This is a genomic window from Streptomyces sp. NBC_00433, assembly GCA_036015235.1.
Lineage (GTDB): Bacteria > Actinomycetota > Actinomycetes > Streptomycetales > Streptomycetaceae > Actinacidiphila.
Genome location: CP107926.1, coordinates 1633678 through 1655212, shown reverse-complemented (window position 1 = coordinate 1655212; position 21535 = coordinate 1633678). Strand labels below are relative to the sequence as shown.

General features: G+C 69.6%; 13 protein-coding genes and 8 pseudogenes. 11 read left to right on the top strand and 10 right to left on the bottom strand.

Annotated elements, in window-relative coordinates; genetic code table 11:
• Positions 1–112: 112 nt before the first annotated feature.
• Entirely contained in the window at positions 113–2014 is a 1902-nt protein-coding gene (locus tag OG900_06560) for an ABC transporter ATP-binding protein/permease (protein ID WUH89815.1), read from the bottom strand.
• A gap of 787 nt (positions 2015–2801) precedes the next feature.
• The gene (locus OG900_06555; protein WUH89814.1) at positions 2802–2957 is read right to left on the bottom strand and encodes a hypothetical protein; all 156 of its coding nucleotides are present in this window, start codon (positions 2955–2957) and stop codon (positions 2802–2804) included.
• 568 nt (positions 2958–3525) lie between these two features.
• Between OG900_06555 and OG900_06550 the strand changes: the two genes are divergently transcribed.
• The gene (locus tag OG900_06550; protein WUH89813.1) at positions 3526–4056 is read left to right on the top strand and encodes an NUDIX domain-containing protein; all 531 of its coding nucleotides are present in this window, start codon (positions 3526–3528) and stop codon (positions 4054–4056) included.
• A 104-nt stretch (positions 4057–4160) separates the two neighbouring features.
• On the opposite strand, the pseudogene OG900_06545 reads toward OG900_06550, so the two are convergent.
• Both OG900_06545 and OG900_06540 read right to left on the bottom strand, forming a co-directional pair.
• Positions 4161–4511: pseudogene (locus tag OG900_06545) on the bottom strand (transposase).
• Positions 4512–4543: 32 nt separating this feature from the next.
• Positions 4544–5642: pseudogene (locus tag OG900_06540) on the bottom strand (integrase core domain-containing protein).
• 790 nt (positions 5643–6432) lie between these two features.
• Here OG900_06540 and OG900_06535 point away from each other — a divergent pair.
• Together OG900_06535 and OG900_06530 are read left to right on the top strand one after the other, a co-directional pair.
• Positions 6433–8217, top strand: coding sequence for a ricin-type beta-trefoil lectin domain protein (locus tag OG900_06535; GenBank protein ID WUH89812.1), 1785 nt, complete (start codon positions 6433–6435; stop codon positions 8215–8217).
• A gap of 96 nt (positions 8218–8313) precedes the next feature.
• The gene (locus OG900_06530) at positions 8314–9795 is read left to right on the top strand and encodes a ricin-type beta-trefoil lectin domain protein (protein WUH89811.1); all 1482 of its coding nucleotides are present in this window, start codon (positions 8314–8316) and stop codon (positions 9793–9795) included.
• Between the two features lie 282 nt (positions 9796–10077).
• On the opposite strand, the pseudogene OG900_06525 reads toward OG900_06530, so the two are convergent.
• Positions 10078–10513: pseudogene (locus OG900_06525) on the bottom strand (integrase).
• On the opposite strand from OG900_06525, the gene OG900_06520 reads away from it, so the two are divergent.
• Both OG900_06520 and OG900_06515 read left to right on the top strand, forming a co-directional pair.
• The gene (locus OG900_06520) at positions 10430–10723 is read left to right on the top strand and encodes a hypothetical protein (protein WUH96085.1); all 294 of its coding nucleotides are present in this window, start codon (positions 10430–10432) and stop codon (positions 10721–10723) included. The pseudogene OG900_06525 and the gene OG900_06520 sit on opposite strands and share 84 nt — an antisense overlap.
• 116 nt (positions 10724–10839) lie before the next feature.
• Positions 10840–11610 carry a hypothetical protein gene (locus OG900_06515; protein WUH89810.1) on the top strand — a complete coding sequence of 257 codons (771 nt, stop codon included), beginning with the start codon at positions 10840–10842 and terminating at the stop codon, positions 11608–11610.
• A gap of 490 nt (positions 11611–12100) precedes the next feature.
• Here OG900_06515 and OG900_06510 read toward each other — a convergent pair.
• Positions 12101–12474: pseudogene (locus OG900_06510) on the bottom strand (lysine--tRNA ligase).
• 135 nt (positions 12475–12609) lie between these two features.
• On the opposite strand from OG900_06510, the gene OG900_06505 reads away from it, so the two are divergent.
• Positions 12610–13044 carry a VOC family protein gene (locus OG900_06505; protein WUH89809.1) on the top strand — a complete coding sequence of 145 codons (435 nt, stop codon included), beginning with the start codon at positions 12610–12612 and terminating at the stop codon, positions 13042–13044.
• A gap of 429 nt (positions 13045–13473) precedes the next feature.
• Here the strand turns inward: OG900_06505 and OG900_06500 are convergent.
• Positions 13474–13623 (bottom strand): annotated as a pseudogene (locus OG900_06500) (ISAs1 family transposase).
• Positions 13624–13737: 114 nt separating this feature from the next.
• On the opposite strand from OG900_06500, the gene OG900_06495 reads away from it, so the two are divergent.
• Positions 13738–14244: a hypothetical protein gene (locus OG900_06495; GenBank protein ID WUH89808.1), complete on the top strand. Its 507-nt coding sequence runs from the start codon at positions 13738–13740 to the stop codon at positions 14242–14244.
• Between the two features lie 84 nt (positions 14245–14328).
• Here OG900_06495 and OG900_06490 read toward each other — a convergent pair.
• Positions 14329–14522 (bottom strand): annotated as a pseudogene (locus tag OG900_06490) (transposase).
• 420 nt (positions 14523–14942) lie between these two features.
• On the opposite strand from OG900_06490, the gene OG900_06485 reads away from it, so the two are divergent.
• The gene (locus tag OG900_06485) at positions 14943–16214 is read left to right on the top strand and encodes an alpha-L-fucosidase (protein WUH89807.1); all 1272 of its coding nucleotides are present in this window, start codon (positions 14943–14945) and stop codon (positions 16212–16214) included.
• 206 nt (positions 16215–16420) lie between these two features.
• On the opposite strand, the pseudogene OG900_06480 reads toward OG900_06485, so the two are convergent.
• Positions 16421–17316 (bottom strand): annotated as a pseudogene (locus tag OG900_06480) (integrase core domain-containing protein).
• Between the two features lie 9 nt (positions 17317–17325).
• Here OG900_06480 and OG900_06475 point away from each other — a divergent pair.
• The 3 genes from OG900_06475 to OG900_06465 all read left to right on the top strand — a co-directional run bounded on the left by OG900_06475 (position 17326) and on the right by OG900_06465 (position 20036).
• A complete protein-coding gene (locus OG900_06475) occupies positions 17326–17535 on the top strand; it encodes a hypothetical protein (protein ID WUH96084.1) in 210 nt (69 codons plus the stop codon).
• A complete protein-coding gene (locus tag OG900_06470; GenBank protein ID WUH89806.1) occupies positions 17526–17924 on the top strand; it encodes an SAM-dependent methyltransferase in 399 nt (132 codons plus the stop codon). Before OG900_06475 ends, OG900_06470 begins: the two co-directional genes overlap by 10 nt.
• A 537-nt stretch (positions 17925–18461) precedes the next feature.
• Entirely contained in the window at positions 18462–20036 is a 1575-nt protein-coding gene (locus tag OG900_06465; protein WUH89805.1) for a ricin-type beta-trefoil lectin domain protein, read from the top strand.
• Positions 20037–20209: 173 nt separating this feature from the next.
• Here the strand turns inward: OG900_06465 and OG900_06460 are convergent.
• Positions 20210–21499 (bottom strand): annotated as a pseudogene (locus OG900_06460) (transposase).
• Positions 21500–21535 lie beyond the last annotated feature (36 nt).

Here is a 21535-nt window from a genome sequence, read left to right as displayed (position 1 = left end):
CCTTTCCCTGCCGGCGTTGACCAGGCCGCGGCCGACCCCGTCCTCGGCGGGGGACGGCCCGACGACCAGGAGGGCGCAGGCCGCGGCGCACCGCGCAGCCACTGGGGAAAGGTCATCCCTGCGTCTCCCCGAGGCCCGCGGCCGGGGGCTCGGTCCGGTAGGCCGCGGCTTGGAGGGTGAACATGGCCGCGTATTCGCCGCCGGCGGCCATGAGCGAGGTGTGGGTGCCGTCCTCGATGATCCGGCCGTCGCGGAAGACGTAGATGTGGTCGCACTCGATGACGCTGGCCAGCCGGTGGGAGATCAGTACGGTGATGCGGTCCTTGCGGCGGCGCCCGCGCAGGACGGCGGTGTAGACGGCGTGTTCGGCGCGCGGGTCCATGCTGGCGGTCGGCTCGTCCAGCAGGAGCAGCGCGGCGTCCTTGTACAGGCCGCGGGCGACGGCGAACTTCGCCCAGTTGCCGCCCGACAGTTGCTGGCCGTCCTTGAAGCGGCGGGACAGCGGGGTGGCCCACTGCCGCGGCAGGTCCGCGATGACCGCGTCCGCGCCGGCGTCCACGGCGGCCTGGTGGGCGCGCTGCGGATCGGCCTCGGTGATGGTGCCGGTGGAGATGGTGATGTTCGCCAGTGCCGACAGCGGCCATTCCACGGGGTCCTGGAGCACCATGGCGACCTGTGCCTGGACGCTCTCGGCGTCGACCTCCATGACGTCGGTGCCGTCCCAGCGGATCGCGCCGGAGGCCGGTTCGTACAGGCCGGCCAGCAGCTTGGACAGCGTGGACTTGCCCGAGCCGTTGGCCCCCACGAACGCGACGGTGGAGCCCGCCTGCAGGCGCATCGACACGCCGTTCAAGGCGGGCCTGGCCGCGTCGGGATAGATGAAGGTGACGTTGTCGACGGTGATGGTCCCCACCTGGGAGGCCAGGCTCCGGCCGGTGCTGCGGGGCATCAGGGTGCGGCACTTGTCCAGGAAGGTCGTCAAGTCGGTCACCCACAGGGCGTGTTCGTAGACGACGTGGGTGGCCAGCACGATCCGGGTCAGGGTGGACTGCGCCGCCCGGATCGCCAGCACCGCGCCGCCTCCCGACGCCAGCGGCAGCCAGCCCGCGATCGTCATCCACGCCAGCGCGGCATAGGTCAGCCCGGTGGCGGCACCGCCGATCGCACGGCCCACCAGGGCGGTCCGGGCCTCGGCCCGGCCCAGACGGGTGTCCTCCTCCTCGATCGCCACGGCGATCCGCTCGTGCTCGGCCAGCAGCGCCGGCTGCGCGGTCGAGGAGCGCAGCTCCGGGGCGGAGGTCTGGTCCAGCAGCAGCCAGGTGAACAGCCGCATACGGCGCTGGAGCGTGCTGTACCGCACCTGGGACAGGAACCGCAGCCGCGCGGACCGCACGGAGGCCAGACCCTGCGGGATCACCGAGGCGATCAGCAGCGGCAGCAGCAAAGGGTGCAGGAAGGTGAGCACCGAGGCCGCACCGGCCAGCGACAGCAGGGCGGAGGCAAGTTCGAGGATCTGGGCGATCGACTCGCGTGCGTAGTACAGGCCGCGGTCGTTGGCGCGGTAGGAGTCGTCGGACCAGTCCGCGTCATCGACGGCCTCCAGCCGTACGTGCGCGGTCAGATGCAGGAACTCCGTCTCCACGATGCGGCGGACCTTGGGCGTCAGCCGCGCCTGGTAGAAGGTGACACCGGTGTCGAGGACCGCGCGCGCCATCAGCAGACCGGCCACCAGGACCAGCGAGGGAACGGCCGCACGGATGCGGTCCGGCGTGGCACCCTGAGCGAACAGGGCCTGCAGAACGCCGATCGACGCCAGCAGCCCGAACGCCGCCATCGCGGCGGACCCGAGCTGCATCACGATCACCGCCGCAGTCGCGCGCGCATCAGCGCGCCAGGCCATGACCAGGACCCGACGGACGATCGCAGGCAGCCGGCCGAAGATCGTCCGCAGACCGGCACGCGCCGCGGCGCCGTCCCACGTCGACCAGTACGCGTCCTTCAGCTCCTCTCCCAACTGCGCGCCCTCCGGCGAGGCCGGCGCCGAAGCAGGCGGTAGCGGAAGCCCACCGGTGCGCTGACCCGGTACCTCAGCGACATCGTCGGCGGGTCCTGGCGACACTGGCCCGGTCACAGTCGCCACCCCGGCACACCTGACCTGGACAAGGACGAAGGCTCCGCCCACGCCGGCTCAGGCCGAGAGTGCAGGCACCGGTCCCCGCCGCGATGCCCATGCACCGATTGTCCGCTCGCCCACGTCGCCATACACAGTCCGGCGCCGCGCGGAGTTGCTTCCGTTCCCGAGTAGCTCCCGGTTTGGACGCCCCAGTCGCCAGGGGAGGTGCCAAAAGACTGACGTGCTGCGCTGGGCGCACATCCCACCGGGGGTTGCGCAGCTTGCGCCTTGTCGTGTTGTTCGTTCGTGGCGTCCGAGGTCAAGTAGATCCTCCTGAGGGCTCTTCCGGCCAGACGTGGAGCCCAACGACTCGGCTGGGATATCGAAGGCGTGTGTTTCGGTCGTTTTCGGAACCCCGGGGCATGGGCGGCGCCCTGGGCCTTGGAGATGAGCAGGCAGGCGCTGACGAGGCAGAGGGCGCCTAAAGGAGCGCCGCTTGAGGTCCGTGACTCGCGGTGAGGCGGCCTTGGCGACCACCTTCGGCGGCGCGGGGTGTGCACCGTCATGGCTCTGCACGAGGAGGAAGAAATCCGCATTTGAGTTCCACTTCAAGTTGGCCCTTTCGTGGCGCGGGCACAGCGGTCTCCTGATGCTGCTTCCAGCGGATCCTTGGCTTGCTGGGTGATGGTCATCGTTCCGGCCTGTCGGGGCGGCTGGGCGGAGCCAGATCGGGCCGGAGGGCGACGGTGTCGCGGAGGAAGCTCCGCTTGGAGTAGAAGGTTCGTTCTGTCGTCCAGCCTCGGGTGATGAGGTACCTGCCCAGCCAGTTGTCGATGCGCTCCATCTCCTGGAGGACTCCATCTGTTGCTGGTTGAGGATGCTGCGTGAGCGCAGGTATTCCAGTTCGCACTGGCAGAGCACGACGTCAGGGGCCGAGAGGAGGGAGCAGTGGTCGAGGAAGATTCCGTAGATGTGTCCGGTGCGCATCGACTCGCACTGGATGTCGTACCGGACGCGTTGGAAGGGCGGCACGGCGCGGACGTGGAGGCCCAACTCCTGGCTCAAGTAGTCCTCGAAGCGGTCTGGGGAGATGATGAGGCCGAGAGTCTTCCATCGGATGATCACGGTGGTGGCGGGGCGGCACACTTCCTGCGGGGGCACGCGGACGAGCACGATCGGCTCGTCGGGCCTGTGGGGCGCCGTGCGGTTTGACAGGTGGACGCCGCCCAGGACGACCCAGGTCCCAACGTCCTCGATTCGGTCACCGTGCATGCTCGGCTCTTCCTTCGTTGATGCGGCTGCTGCGCGTGTCGGCCGGTTGGCGGGCGGGAAGCGAGTCCGTTGGAGCGCAGTGCGGGGAGTCCGCCGCTCGCTACGGTGTGCGGCGGAAGGGTGCGCCTAGGGTGAGGCGGATGAGCCATGGCGATATCGGTCAGATGATCTTGGACGAGGTGTTGGCGGATGCCCGTCTCGCGGTGTGGGAATTCGACAGTGCTCGGGCCTGGCTGGAGGAGGCCTGTCGGCATCCGATGGAGCCGATGGCGGCCGAGGTGTGGGTTACCGATCCGGATTTCGAGCATGTCCTGCTGGTCAGGCATCGGGTGCGCGGATGGGTTCCGCCGGGCGGCAAGGTGGAGCCGGGGGAGGGGCCGCGTGGGGCAGCGGCTCGGGAGCTTCAGGAGGAGACCGGCCTTGCCGGTCATCTGCTGCCCGAGCCCGCGGCTGTGGCTGTGCGGTCCTACCGAGCTGATTGGTCGCCGACGTTGGGCTTGTCCTACGCGGCGATCCTGCCGCGGGGCGTTCCGGTGAGCGGGGAGCCGAACCAGCCGGTGGCATGGTTCGGCTTGGACGAGGGCTGGGACAGCGTCTTTCCCGAGGACCGTGAACGGATTCGTACGCACGCCCGGCGCCTGGCGGCGCTGCGGGCGGTCGGCTCTCGTTGAGCAGTGCATCTGCCCGCCGGTCACAAGATCCCCTCGATCCGGGTCAGCGGGTCACGTCCGCTGGAGTGGTGTGACGACGGCCACTCGGTGATCTTGTTTTGAGGCTACGCGGTGAGTTCGGTGGGCAGGGTGATCTCGTCGTTTTGTGACTCGTTCGGGTGGGTTCGGGTTTTGGTGAGGAGTTCACGGCTCATGTAGCGGCGGGCTTCGGTCCATTCGTCGTTCTGCTCGGCCAGGACGGCGCCGATCAGGCGGATGACGGCGGTGCGGTCGGGGAAGATCCCGACGACGTCGGTGCGCCGGCGGATCTCCTTGTTAAGGCGCTCCTGGGGGTTGTTGGACCAGATCTGCCGCCAGATCTCACGCGGGAAGGCGGTGAAGGCCAGCAGGTCGGCCTGGGCTGTGTCGAGGTGGTCGGCGGCCTTGGGGAACTTGGCCTCCAGGGCGTCCAGGACGTTGTCCTTGCCGAAAACCCCGTCCGTGCAGGTCAAGCGGCATGCTGGTACTGGTGGAGGATGCCGCCCGAGTCGGTCGCGTTTCGTATGTCGAGGTGGGCGATCTGGCCTGGATCGGTGATGGGCGAGGGCAGGGGGTGCAGTGGTCGGGCGTTGGCGATGCCTTGGTGTGGTCGGTGCTCGTTGTAGAACTGCTCGAACTCGCGTAGTGCGTGGAGCAGATGCCGGTGGTTCCGGATGAGGGTGCGGTCCAGTGGTTCGCGGCGGCAGGTGAGGACCCAGCGTTCCATGATCGCGTTCATACGCGGTATGCGTACACCGCTGGGTGTTGACTCGATCCTGGCGTCGGCGGGGATGGCGTCGAAGAGTGCGGGGAATTTCCCGTCGCGGTCCCGGATCAGGTGCCGTGCCCGGCAGTGGGTGTCTTCGAGGTCCATGACGAGGTTTTTGGCCGTCTGCGTCATCCAGGCCGCGGTGGGGTGCGCGGTGGCGCCCGGGATCCGGATCCGCCGGCTTGCGTGCTCGGTCACTGCGAATTCGTACAACCGTGCTCCGGGTGAGGTGACGGTCTCGAAGAAGTCGCAGGCCAGAAGTACGTCTGCCTGAGAACGCAGGAAGTCCGCCGACGTGCTCGACGCCCGTTCGGGGGCGGGTGGGATACCCGCGTCCTGGAGGATCTCCCAGACGGTGGAAGCGGCTACTCTCACTCCGAGGACGAGCAGTTCGCCGTGCCGTCGGCGGTAGCCCCAGGTCGGGTTCTCTCGGACCAAGCGCAATACCAGGGCTCGGATCGAGCGGACGGTTCGGGGGCGACCCCCGCGATTGGGCCGGGACCGGGCGGCGTGCCGGCGAGCGACCAGGTCGCGGTGCCGGCGCAGGACGGTGTCCGGCTGCACCAGCAGCCGGACACGGTGCAGCGCGTCCTTGGGAAGGCGGTGCAGCAGTGCTGCCAGGAACGCCCGATCCCCCGCAGTGAAGCCGACTCGCTGCCCGTTCAGCTGACGTTCCAGCACGATGATCTGATGGCGTAGCGCCAGGATCTCCGCGTCCTTGTCCTGGGTCGCTCATCGGCAGGAGGCGCAGAGCCGCGAACACGTTCGCCACGCTCAAGTACGCGAGTTTCAACGGCACGAGTGATCATCATGCCGAGGTGATCGTCGTCCCCGCCAGAGCACCACAGCAGCCTCTACATCCGACAACACACAGAAACCAGCGCACTGCTCTGACCAGGGTGGACGAGTTTCGGCAAAGACACGGCCAGGTGGCCGATCCGAAGGCGTTCACCGTGAACGGCGGCACCTGCGACCTCGGCGGGTGAGGGCCGGCCGCCGCTGAGACGGCGGCGACCGGTGCGACACCACGGGCGGGCCGCGACACATCCGCGGCCCGCCCGCTCCGGGTTGCCGCCCGCGCCGGACGAGAGCGGCGGCGGCAGCTCCCGTTCCCTGTGCGCGCACGTGAAGGGGCGGGGGGGCCGAGGAATGTGCGCGTTCACTCCGCTATTTCTGTTAGCGCTAACGCACAGATCGGTACGACACATGTCCTCGCGGGGTGGGGGAGTATGTGTCGTACTGGTGACGGCGGCAGCGTGCATCACCCCGCGATCCGTGTCAACCCTTCCCGCGACGCGTCACGCGGTACATGCCGGTATCCGCAGGCCGGTCGGCGCCCTCCCCGACCCTGCGAGCAGGCCGCCCCGCGGCCACCGAGCCGGCGCCCTCTCGCACCCCGGATGGCCGGAACGCAAAAGAACCCCACACGAGTCAACAAGAAGCCGGACAGAAACATTGACGACCGGTCAGCCTCTTCCTAGGCTCACTGGCGCTGAAGTGTGAGCGTTCTCATGAACCGGGCCAGCCGCGCAACCGTGTCCTCGCGCCGTCTCCCGCGTTCAGTCCCTCCCCCCACACCGGAGGTCATCATGACCGACTCCCACCGGCGCCCCGTGGCCGTACCCCGCCGCCGCCGAACCCTGCGTCCCCGTTGGCGACGGGCCGCCGGCGCCATGGCCGCCGCCGCCGCGCTGGCCCTCTCCGCCCTCACCGGAGTGCAGACCGCCCAAGCCGCGAACGCCGGGCCACCGCAGCGCCCCGCGCACGTGACGACCGCGGCGAGTGCCCCCGCCGCGGGCTCGTCGGCCGCCCGGCCCTCGGTGGCGTCGCTCACCGCGCCGCCCATGGGATGGGCCTCGTGGAACTCGTTCGCCGCGAAGATCAACTACGGCGTGATCAAGGCGCAGGCCGACGCCCTGGTCTCCTCCGGCATGAAGGACGCCGGATACCAGTACGTGAACATCGACGAGGGCTGGTGGCAGGGCACCCGGGACTCCGCCGGCAACATCACCGTCGACCCCGCCGACTGGCCGGGCGGCATGAAGGCCATCGCGGACTACCTGCACAGCAAGGGCCTGAAGGCGGGCATCTACACCGACGCGGGCAGGAACGGCTGCGGCTACTACTACCCGACCGGCCGCCCCGCGGCGCCGGGCAGCGGCAGCGAGGGCCACTACGACCAGGACTTCCTGCAGTTCTCCCAGTGGGGCTTCGACTACGTCAAGGTCGACTGGTGCGGCGGCAACGCCGAGGGGCTCGACCCCGCGAGCAGCTACTCGGCGATCAGCGCGGCGATCGGCCGGGCCACCGCGCAGACCGGGCGGCCCATGGTGCTCTCGGTGTGCGACTGGGGCAACGGCTCCCCGTGGAACTGGGCGCCGGGCATCTCCAACCTCTGGCGGACCAGCCAGGACATCATCTACTACGGGGAGAGCCCGTCGATGAGCCGGGTCCTGGCCAACTTCGACGCGGCGCAGCACCCCTCCGCGCAGAGTCCCGGCCACTCCAACGACCCGGACATGCTCGTCGTCGGGATGTCCGGCTTCAGCGGAGCGCAGAACCGCACCCACATGGCGCTGTGGGCGATCTCCGGCGCCCCGCTGCTGGCGGGGAACGACCTGGCCGCCATGAGCAGTGACACCAGGGCGGTCCTGACCAACCGCGAGGTCGTCGCCATCGACCAGGACGCGCTGGGAAAGCAGGGCACCAAGGTGGCCGAGGACTCCTCCGGCCTGCAGGTCTACAGCAAGGTACTCTCCGGCGGCGGCCGCCGGGCCGTCGTGCTGCTCAACCGCACCGGCGCGGCCGCCGCCGTCACCGTGCGCTGGTCGTCCCTCGGCCTGACCGGCTCCGCCGCGGTGCACGACCCCTGGACGGCCACGGACCTGGGCAGCTCCACCACCGGCTACACCACCAGCGTCCCGGCGAACCAGGCGGTGCTGCTCACCGTCACGGGTACCGACGGCGGCCAGCCGGCGCAGGGGAAGCAGATCGTCGGCGGACAGTCCGGCCGCTGCGTGGACGTGCCGAACGCCGGCACGGCCAACGGCACCCAGGCCCAGCTCTGGGACTGCAACGGCCAGGCCAACCAGTCCTGGACCTACACCGCGGGAAAGCAGCTCACCGTCTACGGGAACAAGTGCCTGGACGCCGACAACCGCGGAACGGCCCCCGGGACGGCCGCCATCATCTGGGACTGCAACGGCCAGACCAACCAGCAGTGGAACGTCAACTCCGACGGCACCATCACCGGCGTGCAGTCGGGCCTGTGCCTGGACGCGTCCGCCCAGGGCACGGCCAACGGCACGAAGCTCGACCTGTGGACCTGCAACGGACAGGCCAACCAGCGGTGGAGCCTGCGCAGCTCCTCCTGACCGGGCAGGTGCCGCCGCCCCCAGGAGCGACCCCACCGACGCCGTCCCGACGGCCGGCGGTCCCGTGACATCCCGACAGAAGGGAAGGACCCAGCAATGATCCGAACATGGCTGCGCGGATTCAGGCGCAGCGTCCTGAGCGGCGGTGCCGCGGTGGCACTGGCCGCCGGTGTCCTGGCCGGGACGGCCGCGCCGTCGCACGCCGCAGGACAGGGGCCGTGCGACATCTACGCCGCCGGCGGCACGCCCTGCGTGGCCGCGCACAGCACCGTCCGCGCGCTGTACGCTTCCTTCGGCGGCAGTCTTTACCAGGTGCGGCGGTCGTCCGACAACACGACCCGCGACATCGGCGTGGTGGCGGTCGGCGGCCGCGCCGACGCGGCAGCCCAGGACTCCTTCTGCACCGGTACGTCCTGCGTGATCACCACCGTCTACGACCAGTCCGGCCACGGCAACGACCTGAAGTACCAGGGCCCGGGCGGTGCGGGCGGCTCGGACACCCCGGCCAGCGCGACGACGCAGTCGCTGACCGTGGCCGGCGGCAAGGCGTACCCGCTCTACATCAAACCGGGCAACAGCTACTGGCGTGACGGCCACCAAACCGGTGTACCGACCGGCAGCGCGCCCGAGGGCGAGTACATGGTGACCAGCGGCACCCACGTGAACAGCGGCTGCTGCTTCGACTACGGCAACAGCGAGACCGACCGCAGGGCAGACGGCGCCGGTGCCATGGACGCCATCTACTTCGGGACCAGCTGCTGGTTCGGCGGATGCTCCGGCAGCGGGCCCTGGGTCGAGGCCGATCTCGAATACGGCCTGTACTCCGGCGGCAGCCAGTCCTGGAACAGCAACCAGAAGGCGTTCACCAATCCGTACGTCACCGCGATGCTCAAGAACAACGGCACCTCCAGATTCGCGATCAAGGGGGCCAACGCCCAGTCAGGGGGCCTGAGTACACTGTGGGACGGCGCCCTGCCACCGGGCTACAGCCCGATGAAGAAGCAGGGCGCGATCATCCTCGGCAGCGGGGGCGACTGCTGCAACGGCAACACCAACCAGTCCCAGGGCACCTTCTACGAGGGCGCCATGACCTCCGGCTATCCGTCGGACGCCACGGAGAACGCGGTGCAGGCGAACATCGCGGCCGCCGGATACGGGGGCTCGTCGACCGGCACCGGCGGCACTTCGGGGGCGTTGCACGCCGTGGGTGCGAACAAGTGCCTCGATGTGCCCAACTCCTCGACGGCCACGGGCACGCAGCTGCAGATCTGGGACTGCAGTGGCGGCGCCAACCAGCAGTTCACCCGGACCTCCAGCGGGCAGTTGACCGTCTACAGCGGGGGCAGCCAGCTCTGCCTTGACGCCAGCGGGCAGGGCACGGCCAACGGCACCAAGGTCGTCACCTGGACGTGCAACGGCCAGAGCAACCAGCAGTGGAACGTCAACTCCGACGGGTCGGTCACCGGGGCGCAGTCGGGCCTGTGCCTGGACGTCACCGGCGCCTCCAGCGCGAACGGCGCGCTGGTCGAGCTGTGGTCCTGCAACGGCGGCTCCAATCAGCGGTGGTCCCTGTCCTGACCGCCGCGCCGCGACCGCGGACGCCCGGCACCGAGGCCGACTGCCTCGGCGCCGGGCGTCCGCGGTCGGAGAGCCTTCCGCACCGCACCGCACCGCGCCGATCCGCACCTCGGGCCGCACCGAGCCGGGACCGCCGGCAGGCGGGCGGACCGGCGAACCGCCCCCACTCCAGGGCGGGGGCAGTCCGTCTCACCCGCTGCGGTCCGGTGAGAGGCGGCGCAGGAAGCCGGTCGCCGCAGCCGACCACTGTGGGTGCCGATGCGCGGTGGGGTGTGGTGCTGTGCCCAGGATCCGGATGCGGCGGGTGGAGTGCTCGATGACGGCGAAGACGTACAGGCGTGCCCCGGTGAGGGTGCGGGTTTCGAAGAAGTCGCAGGCGAGCAGGGCGCCGGCCTGGTGGCGAAGGAAGTCGGCCCACGTCGTGCTCTGTCGTTCCGGAGCGGGTGGGATGCCGTGCTCCGTGAGGATCTCCCAGATAGTGGAGGCGGCGACCTTGATGCCCAGGGCGGCGAGCTCGCCGTGGATGCGCCGATACGCCCATGAGGAGTTCTCGCGAGCCAGGCGGAGGACGAGAGCGCGGATGGAGCGGGATGGTGGGTGGGCGTCCGCGCCGCTTGGGTGTGCAGGTCGCGGCGTGACGCCGTTTGAGCAAGTCGCGGTGCCAGCGCAGGATCGTGTCGGGGCGTGCCAGCAGCAGGAAGCTCCGGAGCTTGTCCATCGGGAGGTGGTGGAGCAGGCCGGCGAGGATGGCGCGGTCGGTCTCGGTGAAGGCCGGTCTGCCGACATGGCGTTGCAGAACCATGAGCTGGTGTCGGAGCGCGAGGATCTCGATGTCCTTGTCGCGGTCGCTCATCGGCAGCAGGCGGAGGAGGGCGAAGGCGTTGGTCTGAGCGAGGTAGGCCAGGCGCAGCAGCACGACAGATCATGATGCCGTCCATGCCCCATGCGGATGAAGAGTTTGAGGTGAGGGCAGGACAGCCGGAGATCGGCGATCAAGTCCGTGACCTGGACGGATGATTTATCGGCACGCGCAGGGTCACCAGCGTGGAAGTCGACCCGGCCGTGGCGTCTGACGCGGCTGTCGCGCTGCACGAGGCGGGCCTGTTGCCGGAGTTGGTGGCCGACGGGTTGCTCGGCCACCCGCAGGCCGCCCCCTACGACAGAGTGATCGCGACGATGGCGGTGCGCTCGGTGCCCTTCGCGTGGGTCGAGCAGACCGTCCCCAGCGGGGTGGTCGTGGCGCCCTGGGGCACGCACTACTCCCACGCCGATGCCGTGGTGCGCCTGACCGTCGCCGACGACCACAGTCGCGCCGAAGGGCCGTTCACCAGGCCCGTGGAGTTCATGAAGGCACGCACGCACCGCCTGGTCAGGGCCGGACACGCCGAATGCGTCGCCGGCGGCGACGTCGCGGCGGCAGCCGAGTCCGTCACCAGTACCGACTTGACCGCGACAAACCTGGGGCACCCGTTCAGCTTCGTCGCCGGCCTGTTCGCTGGCCGGGACGCCTTCAGCGTCTCGGACCGCCGCGGCACCGACGTCAGCTTCTGGCTGTACGGGATCTCGGACCACTCCTGGGCCGCGGCCGTTCTCCACGACGGTCGGCAGACGTCGACCGTCTACCAAAGCGGCCCCCGTCGCCTGTGGGACGACATCGAGGCCGCACACCGCTGGTGGACCGGTGCTGGGCACCCCGACATCACGCGGTTCGGCCTGACCATCACCCCTGACCGTCAGACGGCATGGCTTGAGACCCCGCAGCAGCCGTTGCCAGCGCGGCCCTACACGGAATCAGCAGCTCAGTGCAACGCGTGACCCGTCCGGGCCCGAGGCTGCAGAAAGAACCGGCCTGTGGGCATCCCGGGTGGCCAAGCACGTCGCCCGCGCCCGTCGACGGAACCCGAACGCCGCACCAGCTGAGGTGATTCGCACTCTGGAGTGGATGTACGTGCGCTCCATGTCCGGACACGAACGCCTGGCGCTGTCCCACCCCGCGACGGCGAGCGCCAGGTCGTGGGAAGCTATGCGGCGCAGCCGACCCACGTCGAGACCGCCGTGGTTGATCCCGTCGTGCAGCGCCCCGTGCCCGCGCTGTTGCTCCCGCGCCGGCGCCGGCTTTACCAACGGCTTCACCGCACCATCGGTGCACAGCACCGGGTCGGTCAGCTCATCACGCCGGGCGGTCAGCGCCTCATGCGGACCGTCGCGGAACCCCGCCAATACATGCCAACCGGCCACAGACGATCGCGGGATGCACGACACTGGACACGACGGCCCCTTCGTGCAATGGGCATTCTTCGCAGAACATCGGGGCCTTGAAGTGCTCGGCCCAGCTCGGGTGGGCGCTCCCGGCCGGCGCCGGCACGGAGGTCAGCGGCATACCGGTGCAGGGGGCCCACTCGTCGCGGTCGACGCCCTCGACCCCGAACGGGACCTTGCCGGAACCGGTCGAAGTCGTCCCAGCTGATGATGCGCTCGCAGGCCAGGCCCCGGCGCCGGATCTCGTCGGCGACGAGGTGCGGCGTCATCACCTCGCGGGTTGCCCAGGTGGATCGGGCTCGACGGGCTCAGCCCGGAGGCGACGACGATCGGTTTCCCGGCGGCCCGCGCCCCGGCCTCGGCGATGACCTCGTCGGCGAGACGAGAGACCCAGTCGGCTTCGGCGGCGGTCGGCGACACGGTCGGTGGACTCCTTCGGCGGGGTCGGCGTCAGGGCTCGCAGAAGGGCCGGGGACACCGCCCAGACCGCCGCGAATCGGTACTGTGGAAGGGAGCTGATTCCCTCGAACATCCGAACGAACCCCCGGAGGCACTGTGACCGGCGAGAACGCGCCCGCCTACGACGTCGCCATGACGCACTTCATCGTGTCCGCCGACGTCGAACGTTCGCGTCGCTTCTACACTGAGGTCCTCGGCGGCCGGGCCCTGCGCTCGGGCGTCCCGTCGATCATCGAGTTCCACAACGGCTGGATCATCATCAACGAAGGCGGCGGCCCCACCGACGACAAGCCGACCGTCGTGCTGGAGACGCCGCAGGACCCGGACCGGGTCAGCAGCTTCCTGAACCTGCGGGTCTCGGACATCCACGCCGTGTACGCAGAATGGTCCGCGCGGGGCGCCGAGTTCATCACGCCGCCGATCGAGAAAGGCTACCCGGAGATCCGCTGCTTCCTGCGGGACCCCGACGGGCACCTGATCGAGGTGGGGCAGACCACGCGTCCGGGTGGGTGGCCGCCCAAGGCCCCCTGACTGCAGGGCCGCCCGGGGAGCCGCCGCACTCGGAACCACGGGGACCGAAACGGCGGCGACTGAGGCGGCGGTGACCGAGAACTGAAGACCGGACGCCGGAGACGGCGGCTCGCGGCGGACGCCCGGGTTCCCGGGCTCCGCCGCGCCCGGCTGGTCGGCCTGCAAGCCGGAGCGGACCGGTATCGGGCTACGCCAGACTGTCTTCTCGCCGACGTCGAGTTGGGCCAGGACCAGGCCGCTGGTGTGGTCGAGCGCGGCGAGGAGGTGGATCTTGCGGCCTCCTGCGCGGGCGGCTCCGCGCAGGCTCTTGCCGTCGACGGCGATCCCGCGCAGGCCGGCGGCCTGCGGGGTTGCCCGGTGGCGGTCGGCGAGCCAGCGTCCGATGGCCTGGTCAAGGACGTCGCCGTCGACGCGGGAAAGGACTCGCCGCAGCGTTGCCTCGCCGGGCACCGGGTGGTGCCCGGTCAGCACGTCGGGCGGGCCGCCGAGGGCGGCCAGCACGGACTGCGGGGCGTCGGCGGCCCATGCGCTGATCGCCGGGAGCGAGGTCGCTCCGGTCAGTACGGACGAGGCGGCCAACGCTTAGGACATGGACGAGGGCGTGCCGTATCCCGCGCGCGGCTCGCGGATCGGGGACCTCGGCCAGACGTTCCAGAGGTTCAGGAGCGTGCACCGGCCTGAGAGGATCCTCGCGTGTTCAACTTCGGGATCGAGAGCTACCAGCCGCAGTGGCTGGCCGGCCGCAACGCTGTCATGGCCACCCAGGGCGACCGGCTGCGCGCGCTCATCGGCCGCGCACTGACCCGCGCCTGGCTGGTCTGGGACCTCCAGGACAACGAATGGTTCCCCGACTGCCCCGTCCTGCTCGACTTCGACGGGGAACAGGTCGAGCTTAACCACCACAAGTTCGATGACCTCTCCATCACCTGGAACAGCATCGACCCCCACCAGCCGGTCCTTTGGCCCGACTTCGACCTGCAGTGGCGCCACGACGCGCGCCCCGAGCTGCACGCCCTCCAAGGTCAGGTCCTCCAGGACGTCGAGCTCCTCGAATGGACCGGCAACGACGTCGCCCAAGGAGCGGTCGACCTCAGCTTCCTCTTCCCCAAGGAGCGGCTGACCATCGTCAACGCCCTCGACGAGAACGGGCTGACGTTCGGGCTCCCTGAGGCGCACCACCGGCGTCACTCACTGCGCTGACGAGCAAACCCCACACCCGGCGTTCTCCCAAAACGGACATCGCAGGACTTTGCCGAGGCCTTGGCCGGTGAGGGTGAAGGAGCCGTCGCGCACCCTCACATGGACGCAGTCGATGAAGACGACCGGGTAGACCGCCCCGGGTCGAGGGGCCGGTTCTGCCATTCGGCCATGCCATCCGTGACGTTGTCGGTAATCGTCGAGATCGTCGACTTGGACATGCTGGCCCCGTAGACCTCGGCCAGATGCGCGGAGATGTCGCCGTGGGTCAGGCCCCGGGCAGTCGTTCGTCGTTGAGGGAGCCGCCGGTGCGGGCGCGTAGTGAATCGAGAAGGTTCCCCAGCAGCTGATCCGGCTGCTGGGTCGCCCACTGGCCGGCCATTGCGGTGAGGTCGTAGAAGGCGCCGGAGTCGTTGCGGCTTCGATCAATTCCCTGGGACTACGGTCGCGCACCCCGCGCAATTGCGGGCGGAGTGACCAGCAGCGACGCAAGCGTTCGAACAACCAGCACGGGGGCGGCGGCGCGGAGCAGCGGGGCGAGCAGGTGCGGTAGCTTTCCGCGCTGTGGGGCTGAGCTGCGGGCAGCGAGGCCGGGGCCACCGGCCGGTGACGGGTTCGCCGGCACCGGCCGGGACCCCCGGTCCCGCCGTACTCTTCGTCCGTTCCACCGCCGGACCGCAGCCCGAGGAGAGCGACCACCCATGCCCATGCAGTCCTGGTTCACCGACGCCAAGCTCGGCATATTCATCCACTACGGCGTCTACGCCGTCGACGGTGTCCCCGAATCGTGGGCCTTCTTCAACGGCGGGCTCAGCCGGGAGCAGTATCTCGCCCAACTCGACGGCTTCACCGCCGCCGCCTACGACCCGCGGCAATGGGCGGGGCTCTTCGCCCGTGTCGGCGCACGCTACGCGGTGCTGACCAGCCGCCACCACGACGGGGTGGCGCTGTGGGACACCGGATACGGAACCCTCAACGTCGCCGAGCACACCCCCGCGGGGCGCGACCTGGTCGGCCCGTTCGCGCGGGCCCTGCGCGAATACGGCCTGAAGGTGGGCCTGTACTACTCCCACTCCGACTGGAACCACCCCGACTACCCCAGCGTCTCCCACCCCGAGCCGCCGAACGACGACGTCCGCACCCACCCCCTGGTCGTTCCGGCCGGCGGCCGCGAGGACCCCGCCGCCTGGCAGCGCTACCTCGCCTACCGCGACGGCCAGGTCGGCGAGCTGATGCGGCGCTATCGTCCCGACCTGCTCTGGTTCGACGGCGAATGGGAGCGCAGCGAGGAGCAGTGGGGCATCGGCCCGCTCGCCGACCTGATCCTCGCCGAGAACCCGGACACCGTCCTCAACGCCCGCATGCTCTCGCGCGGCGACTACGCCACCCCGGAGCAGGGTCTGCCGGTCCACCCGCCCCGGGGCCCCTGGGAGCTGTGCCTGACCGTCAACGACTCCTGGGGTTATCAGCACACCGACCACCACCACAAGAGCGTGCGCCAGTTGGTCCGCTGGTTCACCGAGACCATCGCGATGGGCGGCAACCTCCTCCTGGACGTCGGCCCGCGCCAGGACGGCACCATCCCCGTCGAGCAGATCGAACGCCTCGAAGGCCTCGGTGCCTGGAAGGTCAAGCACGACGCCGCCGTCCACGGAACCGTCGCGGGCATGCCGCCCGGGCACCACTACGGCCCAAGCACCCTGTCCGCCGATCGCCGCACCCTCTACCTGATCTGCTACGACGCCCCCCGCGGCCCGCTGGCCCTGCGCGGCCTGCGCAACACGATCAGGCGGGTCACCGTCCTGGGCACCGGCACCGAACTCCGCCACCACGTCACCGGTGGCCTCGGGGACGTGCCCGGCCTGAGCTGGATCGACGCCCCACCGCCCGCGGACCTTGACGACCACGCCACCGTCCTCGCCGTCGAACTCGACGGCGAACTCGACCTTTACCAGGGCCACGGGCGTACCTAGGCCGAATCGCACCATGAAAGCCCCCGGCTTCCGACGGGATGGCAGGATTGCGGGCCACCGCACCGGTGATGACTGGGGGCTCACGCCATGCCGCAGGGATCGGTCCACGCGCTGTTCGAGGAGTGGGCGCGGCTGACCCCGTCCGCGCCCGCCGTGGTGTGCGGCGCGGAGTGTCTCTGCGGGTGCCGATTAATCATCCGGACTGGTCAGGCGGCGTGCTGGTACTCGTGAGGTGTTCCGCCCAGTCGGTCTCTTCGGCGGACCTCCAGGTGTCTGATGTGCCTTGGCACGCTGCTCGGTTCGGGTAGTGGGCGGAGCGGAGCGGCTTGCTTCAGGGTGCGGTGCGGTCGGTGCTCGTTGTAGAAGGACTCGAACTCACGAAGCCCGTGGAGAAGGTGGCTCTGGTTCCAGATCAGGGTCCTGTCGAGGAGTTCGCGCCGGCAGGTCTGTATCCAGCGCTCCATGATGGAGTTCATGCGCGGCATGCGGTTACCACTTTTGACGATCTCGAGTCCGGCGTCGGCGAGTACGGCGTCGAAGGCGGCCGTGAACTTGGAGTCGCGGTCCGGGATCAGGAACCTGACCCTGCTGCCTGCGTCTTCGAGGTCCGTGACGAGGGTTGCGTCCGAGCTGTACCACCCGTTGCGCGGTGGGGTGTGCGGTTGCGCCCAGGATTCGGATGCGCCGGGTGGAGTGCTCGATGACGGCGAAGACGTACAGGTGCGTCCCGGTCAGGGTCCGGGTTTCGGAGAAGTCGCAGGCGAGCGGGGCGCCGGCCTGGCTGCGCGGGGGAGTCTGCCCAGGTCGTGCTCTGTCGTTCCGGCGCGGGTGTGATGCCGTGTTCCTTCAGAGTTTCCCAGACGGTGGAGGCGGCGACCTTGATGCCCAGGGCTGCGAGTTCGCCGTGGATCCGGCGATACCCCCAGGAGTTGTTTTCTCGGGCGAGGCGCAGGATCAGGGCGTGGATCGGGCGGGCGGTGGGCGGTCGACCACGCCGCTTCGGCACGCAGGCCGCGGCATGGCGCCGTTTGAGCAGGTTGCGGTGCCGGCGCATGATCGTGTCGGGGCGGGCCGGCAGTAGGAGTCGGCGCAGCTTGTCCATCGGTAGGAGGTGGAGCGGGCCGGCGAGGATCGCACGGTCGGTGTCGGTGAAGGCGGGCTTGCCGACCTGACGTTGCAGGACCAGCAGCTGGTGCCGGAGCGCAACGATCTCGATGTCCTTGTCGTGGTCGCTCATCGGCAGCAGGCGCAGAAAAGCGAAGGCGTTGGTCGCGGCGAGGTAGGCAAGGCGCAGCAGAACGACGGATCATCATGCCGCTGATCTCGCAGCGAGGGCATCGGGGTGAGGGGCTGGCACAGCCGGAGACAGCGATCAAGGTCGTGACCTGGGCGGATGCTTTATCGGCACCCGCAGAGCTGGTCCGCGACCTGGTCGCGCCGCTTGCTCCCGGCAGTCTTCTGGCGATCACGCACGCCAGCCCTGATTCCGATCCGAAGATGATGCGGGCCGCCGCCGATCACTACGACCGCGCGGTGATCACAACCCGGCTGCGGACCAAGCCCGAGATCGACCGGTTCGCAGTCCGTGCCGGCCGGGAGATAGAGGTGCTGGAGCCCGGCACCGTGTTCCAGCCGTATTGGCGGCCCGAAAACGGGCAGGTCCCGCCTGGCCTGTATCACGGCTACGCGATGCTCGCGCGCCTGCGATGACCCCGTCCCGTCTCGGTGCCCGCGCCACCGGCCGCGTGGGCACGCGATGGGGCCCTCGCATTCCAGCCGCGGTGTTGCGTGTGGCCGAGTCCACCCACGTGGTGCCCTGAGTCCACTCCCGGTCGGTCACCGGGCCCTCCTAGCGTCGCAGGGGTAGAGGCAGTCCCGGCCCGCGGGAACGCGACCGCCACGGTTAAGTTAGCGCTCACACTCCAAAGTGGGGGGATGGAGAGTGCATGACACATCACCGGGACATCTTCCGGCGACCGTTCACATGAGACTGACACAACCTTCAGCGGAACCTCAAGAGGTGTGCAGGGACCGACCGAGGGAGGTTCGGGGATCCGGCATCCCGCGACGCGATGCTCGCGGAGCCTCACGGGGTGGCCTTGTTGACACCGCGAGCGGAGGGGAGCACTCTGCTCCCGCCGCCGGACCGGGCTTTGCATGCTGTCGGTCGGCGCCTCCGTCCAGCATTGTTAGCGCTCACACTCGGCTGGACGGTTGACCTTCCTCAACTAGCCCAGGGAGATCCCTTTGTTCAGCACGGCAACGAGTCTGCTGCACCCGCCGGAAGGCGCGGGCAACGGCGGTCGGGCGAACGCCCACGCCGGCCGCGACCGCAGGCGAGCCGCGCGTTTCGGCCGCCTGCCCACCGCCCGGTATCTGGTCGCCGCCCTGGCCGCCGCCGCCCTGGCCGCCTCGGGGCTGGCGGCCGCCGGCACCGCGCGGGCCGCGTCACCCGCACCGGTCGCCGCCGCCCCCGCGTCCACCAGCCAGTTCCACGGAGTGAACTGGGCCGACCCCAACGACAACTTCATCACCGGGCCCAACCTCCCGGTGGGGCTGTCGCAGTCGGACAGCTACGCGACCGTCTACGCGAAGTCCACCGCCATCCTCAAAGGCTTCCAGGGCCTCGGGGCCAACACCGTCCGCATGGGCTTCAACGCGGCGACCACCTCGGGAAGTTGGTGGGGCAGCTACACCGCGGCGCTCGACGCCGCCACCGATCTGGGCATGAACGTCATCGTCGCCCCCTGGTTGCAGGGCGGGAAGGTCAGCGACACCGCGTCCTTCAACCAGATGTGGGACACGATGATCAACAAGTACGGTGCGAAGAGCAACTTCTACTTCGACATCATGAACGAGCCGTACTCGTACAGCGCGACCGACCTGAACAACTTCGAGGCGTCGTGGCTGGCGCGCTACCCGAACCTCCCCCGCGGCCACGTGATCGTTCCCGGTATATGGGACGCGAGTCTGTGCTCCCCCGGCAGCGACTCCCGGCTGTCCGGCACGCTGCTGTCCATCCACATCTACGGGATGTTCGGTGACTCGCACACCACCGAGGCCGCTTGGGTCAACGACTTCACCAACCAGCTGTGCGGTCACGCCGACCGGGCGGTGCTCACCGAGTTCGGCGTCCCCATGAACACCGGCGCCAACTACAACGGCCCCAAGGACGGCAACAACGACCTTTCCTACCTTTACGGCATCACCGACACCGTCCGCAACCTGGGCATGGGCTCGGTCCTGTGGACCGGTGTCAAGAACGCGACCCAGACGCAGGGCCCCGGGCCGTGCGAGAACGCCTCCTGCGCCATCACCACCCTCAGCGGCAGCGGCACCAACCTCTCGGTGAGCGTGACCAACCAGTCCGGTCTCGACCGGCTCCAGTGGGGCTGGGGCACCGGCACCAACCCTGGCGGCGGGACCGGCACGGGCGGCGGCAGCGTGCTGCGCGGCGCCGGCTCCAACCGCTGCCTGGACGTGCCCAACTCGAGCACCACGAACGGCGTCCAGACCGCGATCTGGGACTGCAACGGCGGCGCGAACCAGCAGTGGAGCCTGACCTCGGCCAAGGAGCTGCGGGTCTACGGCTCCAAGTGCCTGGACGCCTACGGGTCAGGGACGACCGCGGGCACCAAGGTCATCATCTGGGACTGCAACGGCGGCGCCAACCAGCACTGGAACGTCAACAGCGACGGCACGGTGACCTCGGCCCAGTCCGGCCTGTGCCTGGACGTCACCGGCAGCTCCACGGCCAACGGCGCCCTGGTCGAACTCTGGAACTGCACCGGCGGCAGCAACCAGAAGTGGAGCAGGCAGTAGGCAGTAGGTAGCAGGCGGTCGTGCCGGGACCCGGACGGGTCCCGGCACGACCGCTCCCCCGCGGCCACCCGGGTGTGCGCGCGGGCGGTACGCCCCTGCGGGCTGCCGCCAAAGAACACCAAATCGCTCTTGACTCCCGAGCAAGACAAGCCGTGCGACAGCCTCGCTGCCGTCGCGCGGACGTTGCGAAACCCCCGCCGCACCCGGGCGGGGGTGAGCCGGCGAGGCTCGGCGGGCCGTTCCCAGGGGCGACGCAGGTCCTCGGCGAGCGGACGGGCGAGGCGGAGCTGGGTGTGGGCGGCAATGATCAGCCACGTCCACAGGTCGGCGGTGTCCGCGTGCCGGATCTTTGGGGCGGTCCAGCCGAGGGTCTGTTTCATCAACCGGAAGGTGTGTTCGAGATCGAACCTGCGGAGGAATGCCTGCCACCAGCGGTCCACGTCCGCCGGTGCGGCGGCGGTCGAGGAGATCCAGAGCCAGACCGGTTTGGGGTCGCGGTCGCCTGGCAGGCGTTCGACCTTCAGCCGCATCAAGGTGCCGTGCAAGATGGGTAGTTTCTCCTTCGCCAGGTCCAGCCAGGGACCTCGGTGGGTGAGTCGGGGGTGTATCCGGTCCCAGGCCCTCGCTTCGGCCTTGCCGTAGCGGGTGGTGTCGGTGACGGTGGTGACGTCGGGTTCGTGCCAGCTGTCGAGTCGTGCGAAGGACAGGACGCCGCCGTGCTTGCGGGGCCGGCCGCCCTTCGGGCCGCAGTGGGCAGGCCCGGCGTCGCGGAGCATCACGCGGTCCGAGCGCAGGCGTCCGACCAGGACGACGGGCAGGTCCGCGAGCGCATGGGAGAGGAAGGCGACGTCGTAGCCGGAGTCCATGACGACCCAGATATCCGGGTCGCCCTCGCACCACTGCCCGGCGTGCATCAACCTATCGATCACGCAGCGGAGTTGGGTAGCGGTGACCGCCGTCGCATCGTCAGCCCGGTCCAGGCGGAGGGCGTCCAGCAGCGCGGTCCAGGAGGTCCGGCCGGTCTCCAGGACCGCGACGAAGGAGTACGGCCAGCCTGGCACGAACTGGTCCTTGCTGCGGTTCCCGCGCCCGTAGACGTGACAGAACAACCGGTCGTCACTGGTAGGGGCATCAGGCCGCAGCCAGTTGCTGACGTCGACGGCCAGCACGATCCGCCCGTCAGCCGCGCGGGGCAGCGGCAGGCCGGCCAGGGCGCGGCGCAGGCGGGCAGGTTCGCACCAGCCCCGGTCCAACGCGGCGTACAGGGCCCCGTGCCCACGCCGATACTCGGCAGCAAGGCACAGCTCAACCAGCGTCTTCACCGGCCCGTCCGTACACAGCACCGCGTCCGTGAGCTCGAAGAGCGCATCTGCGCGGGCGTACAAGGACTCGTAGAACTCGACCCGAAAGCGGGACAGGACACCCATCGCATCACCGGCGGAGCCGGGGACAGGCAGACTCATACGCAGCGGCCGTTCTCTCGTGCTTCGTTACTCGAC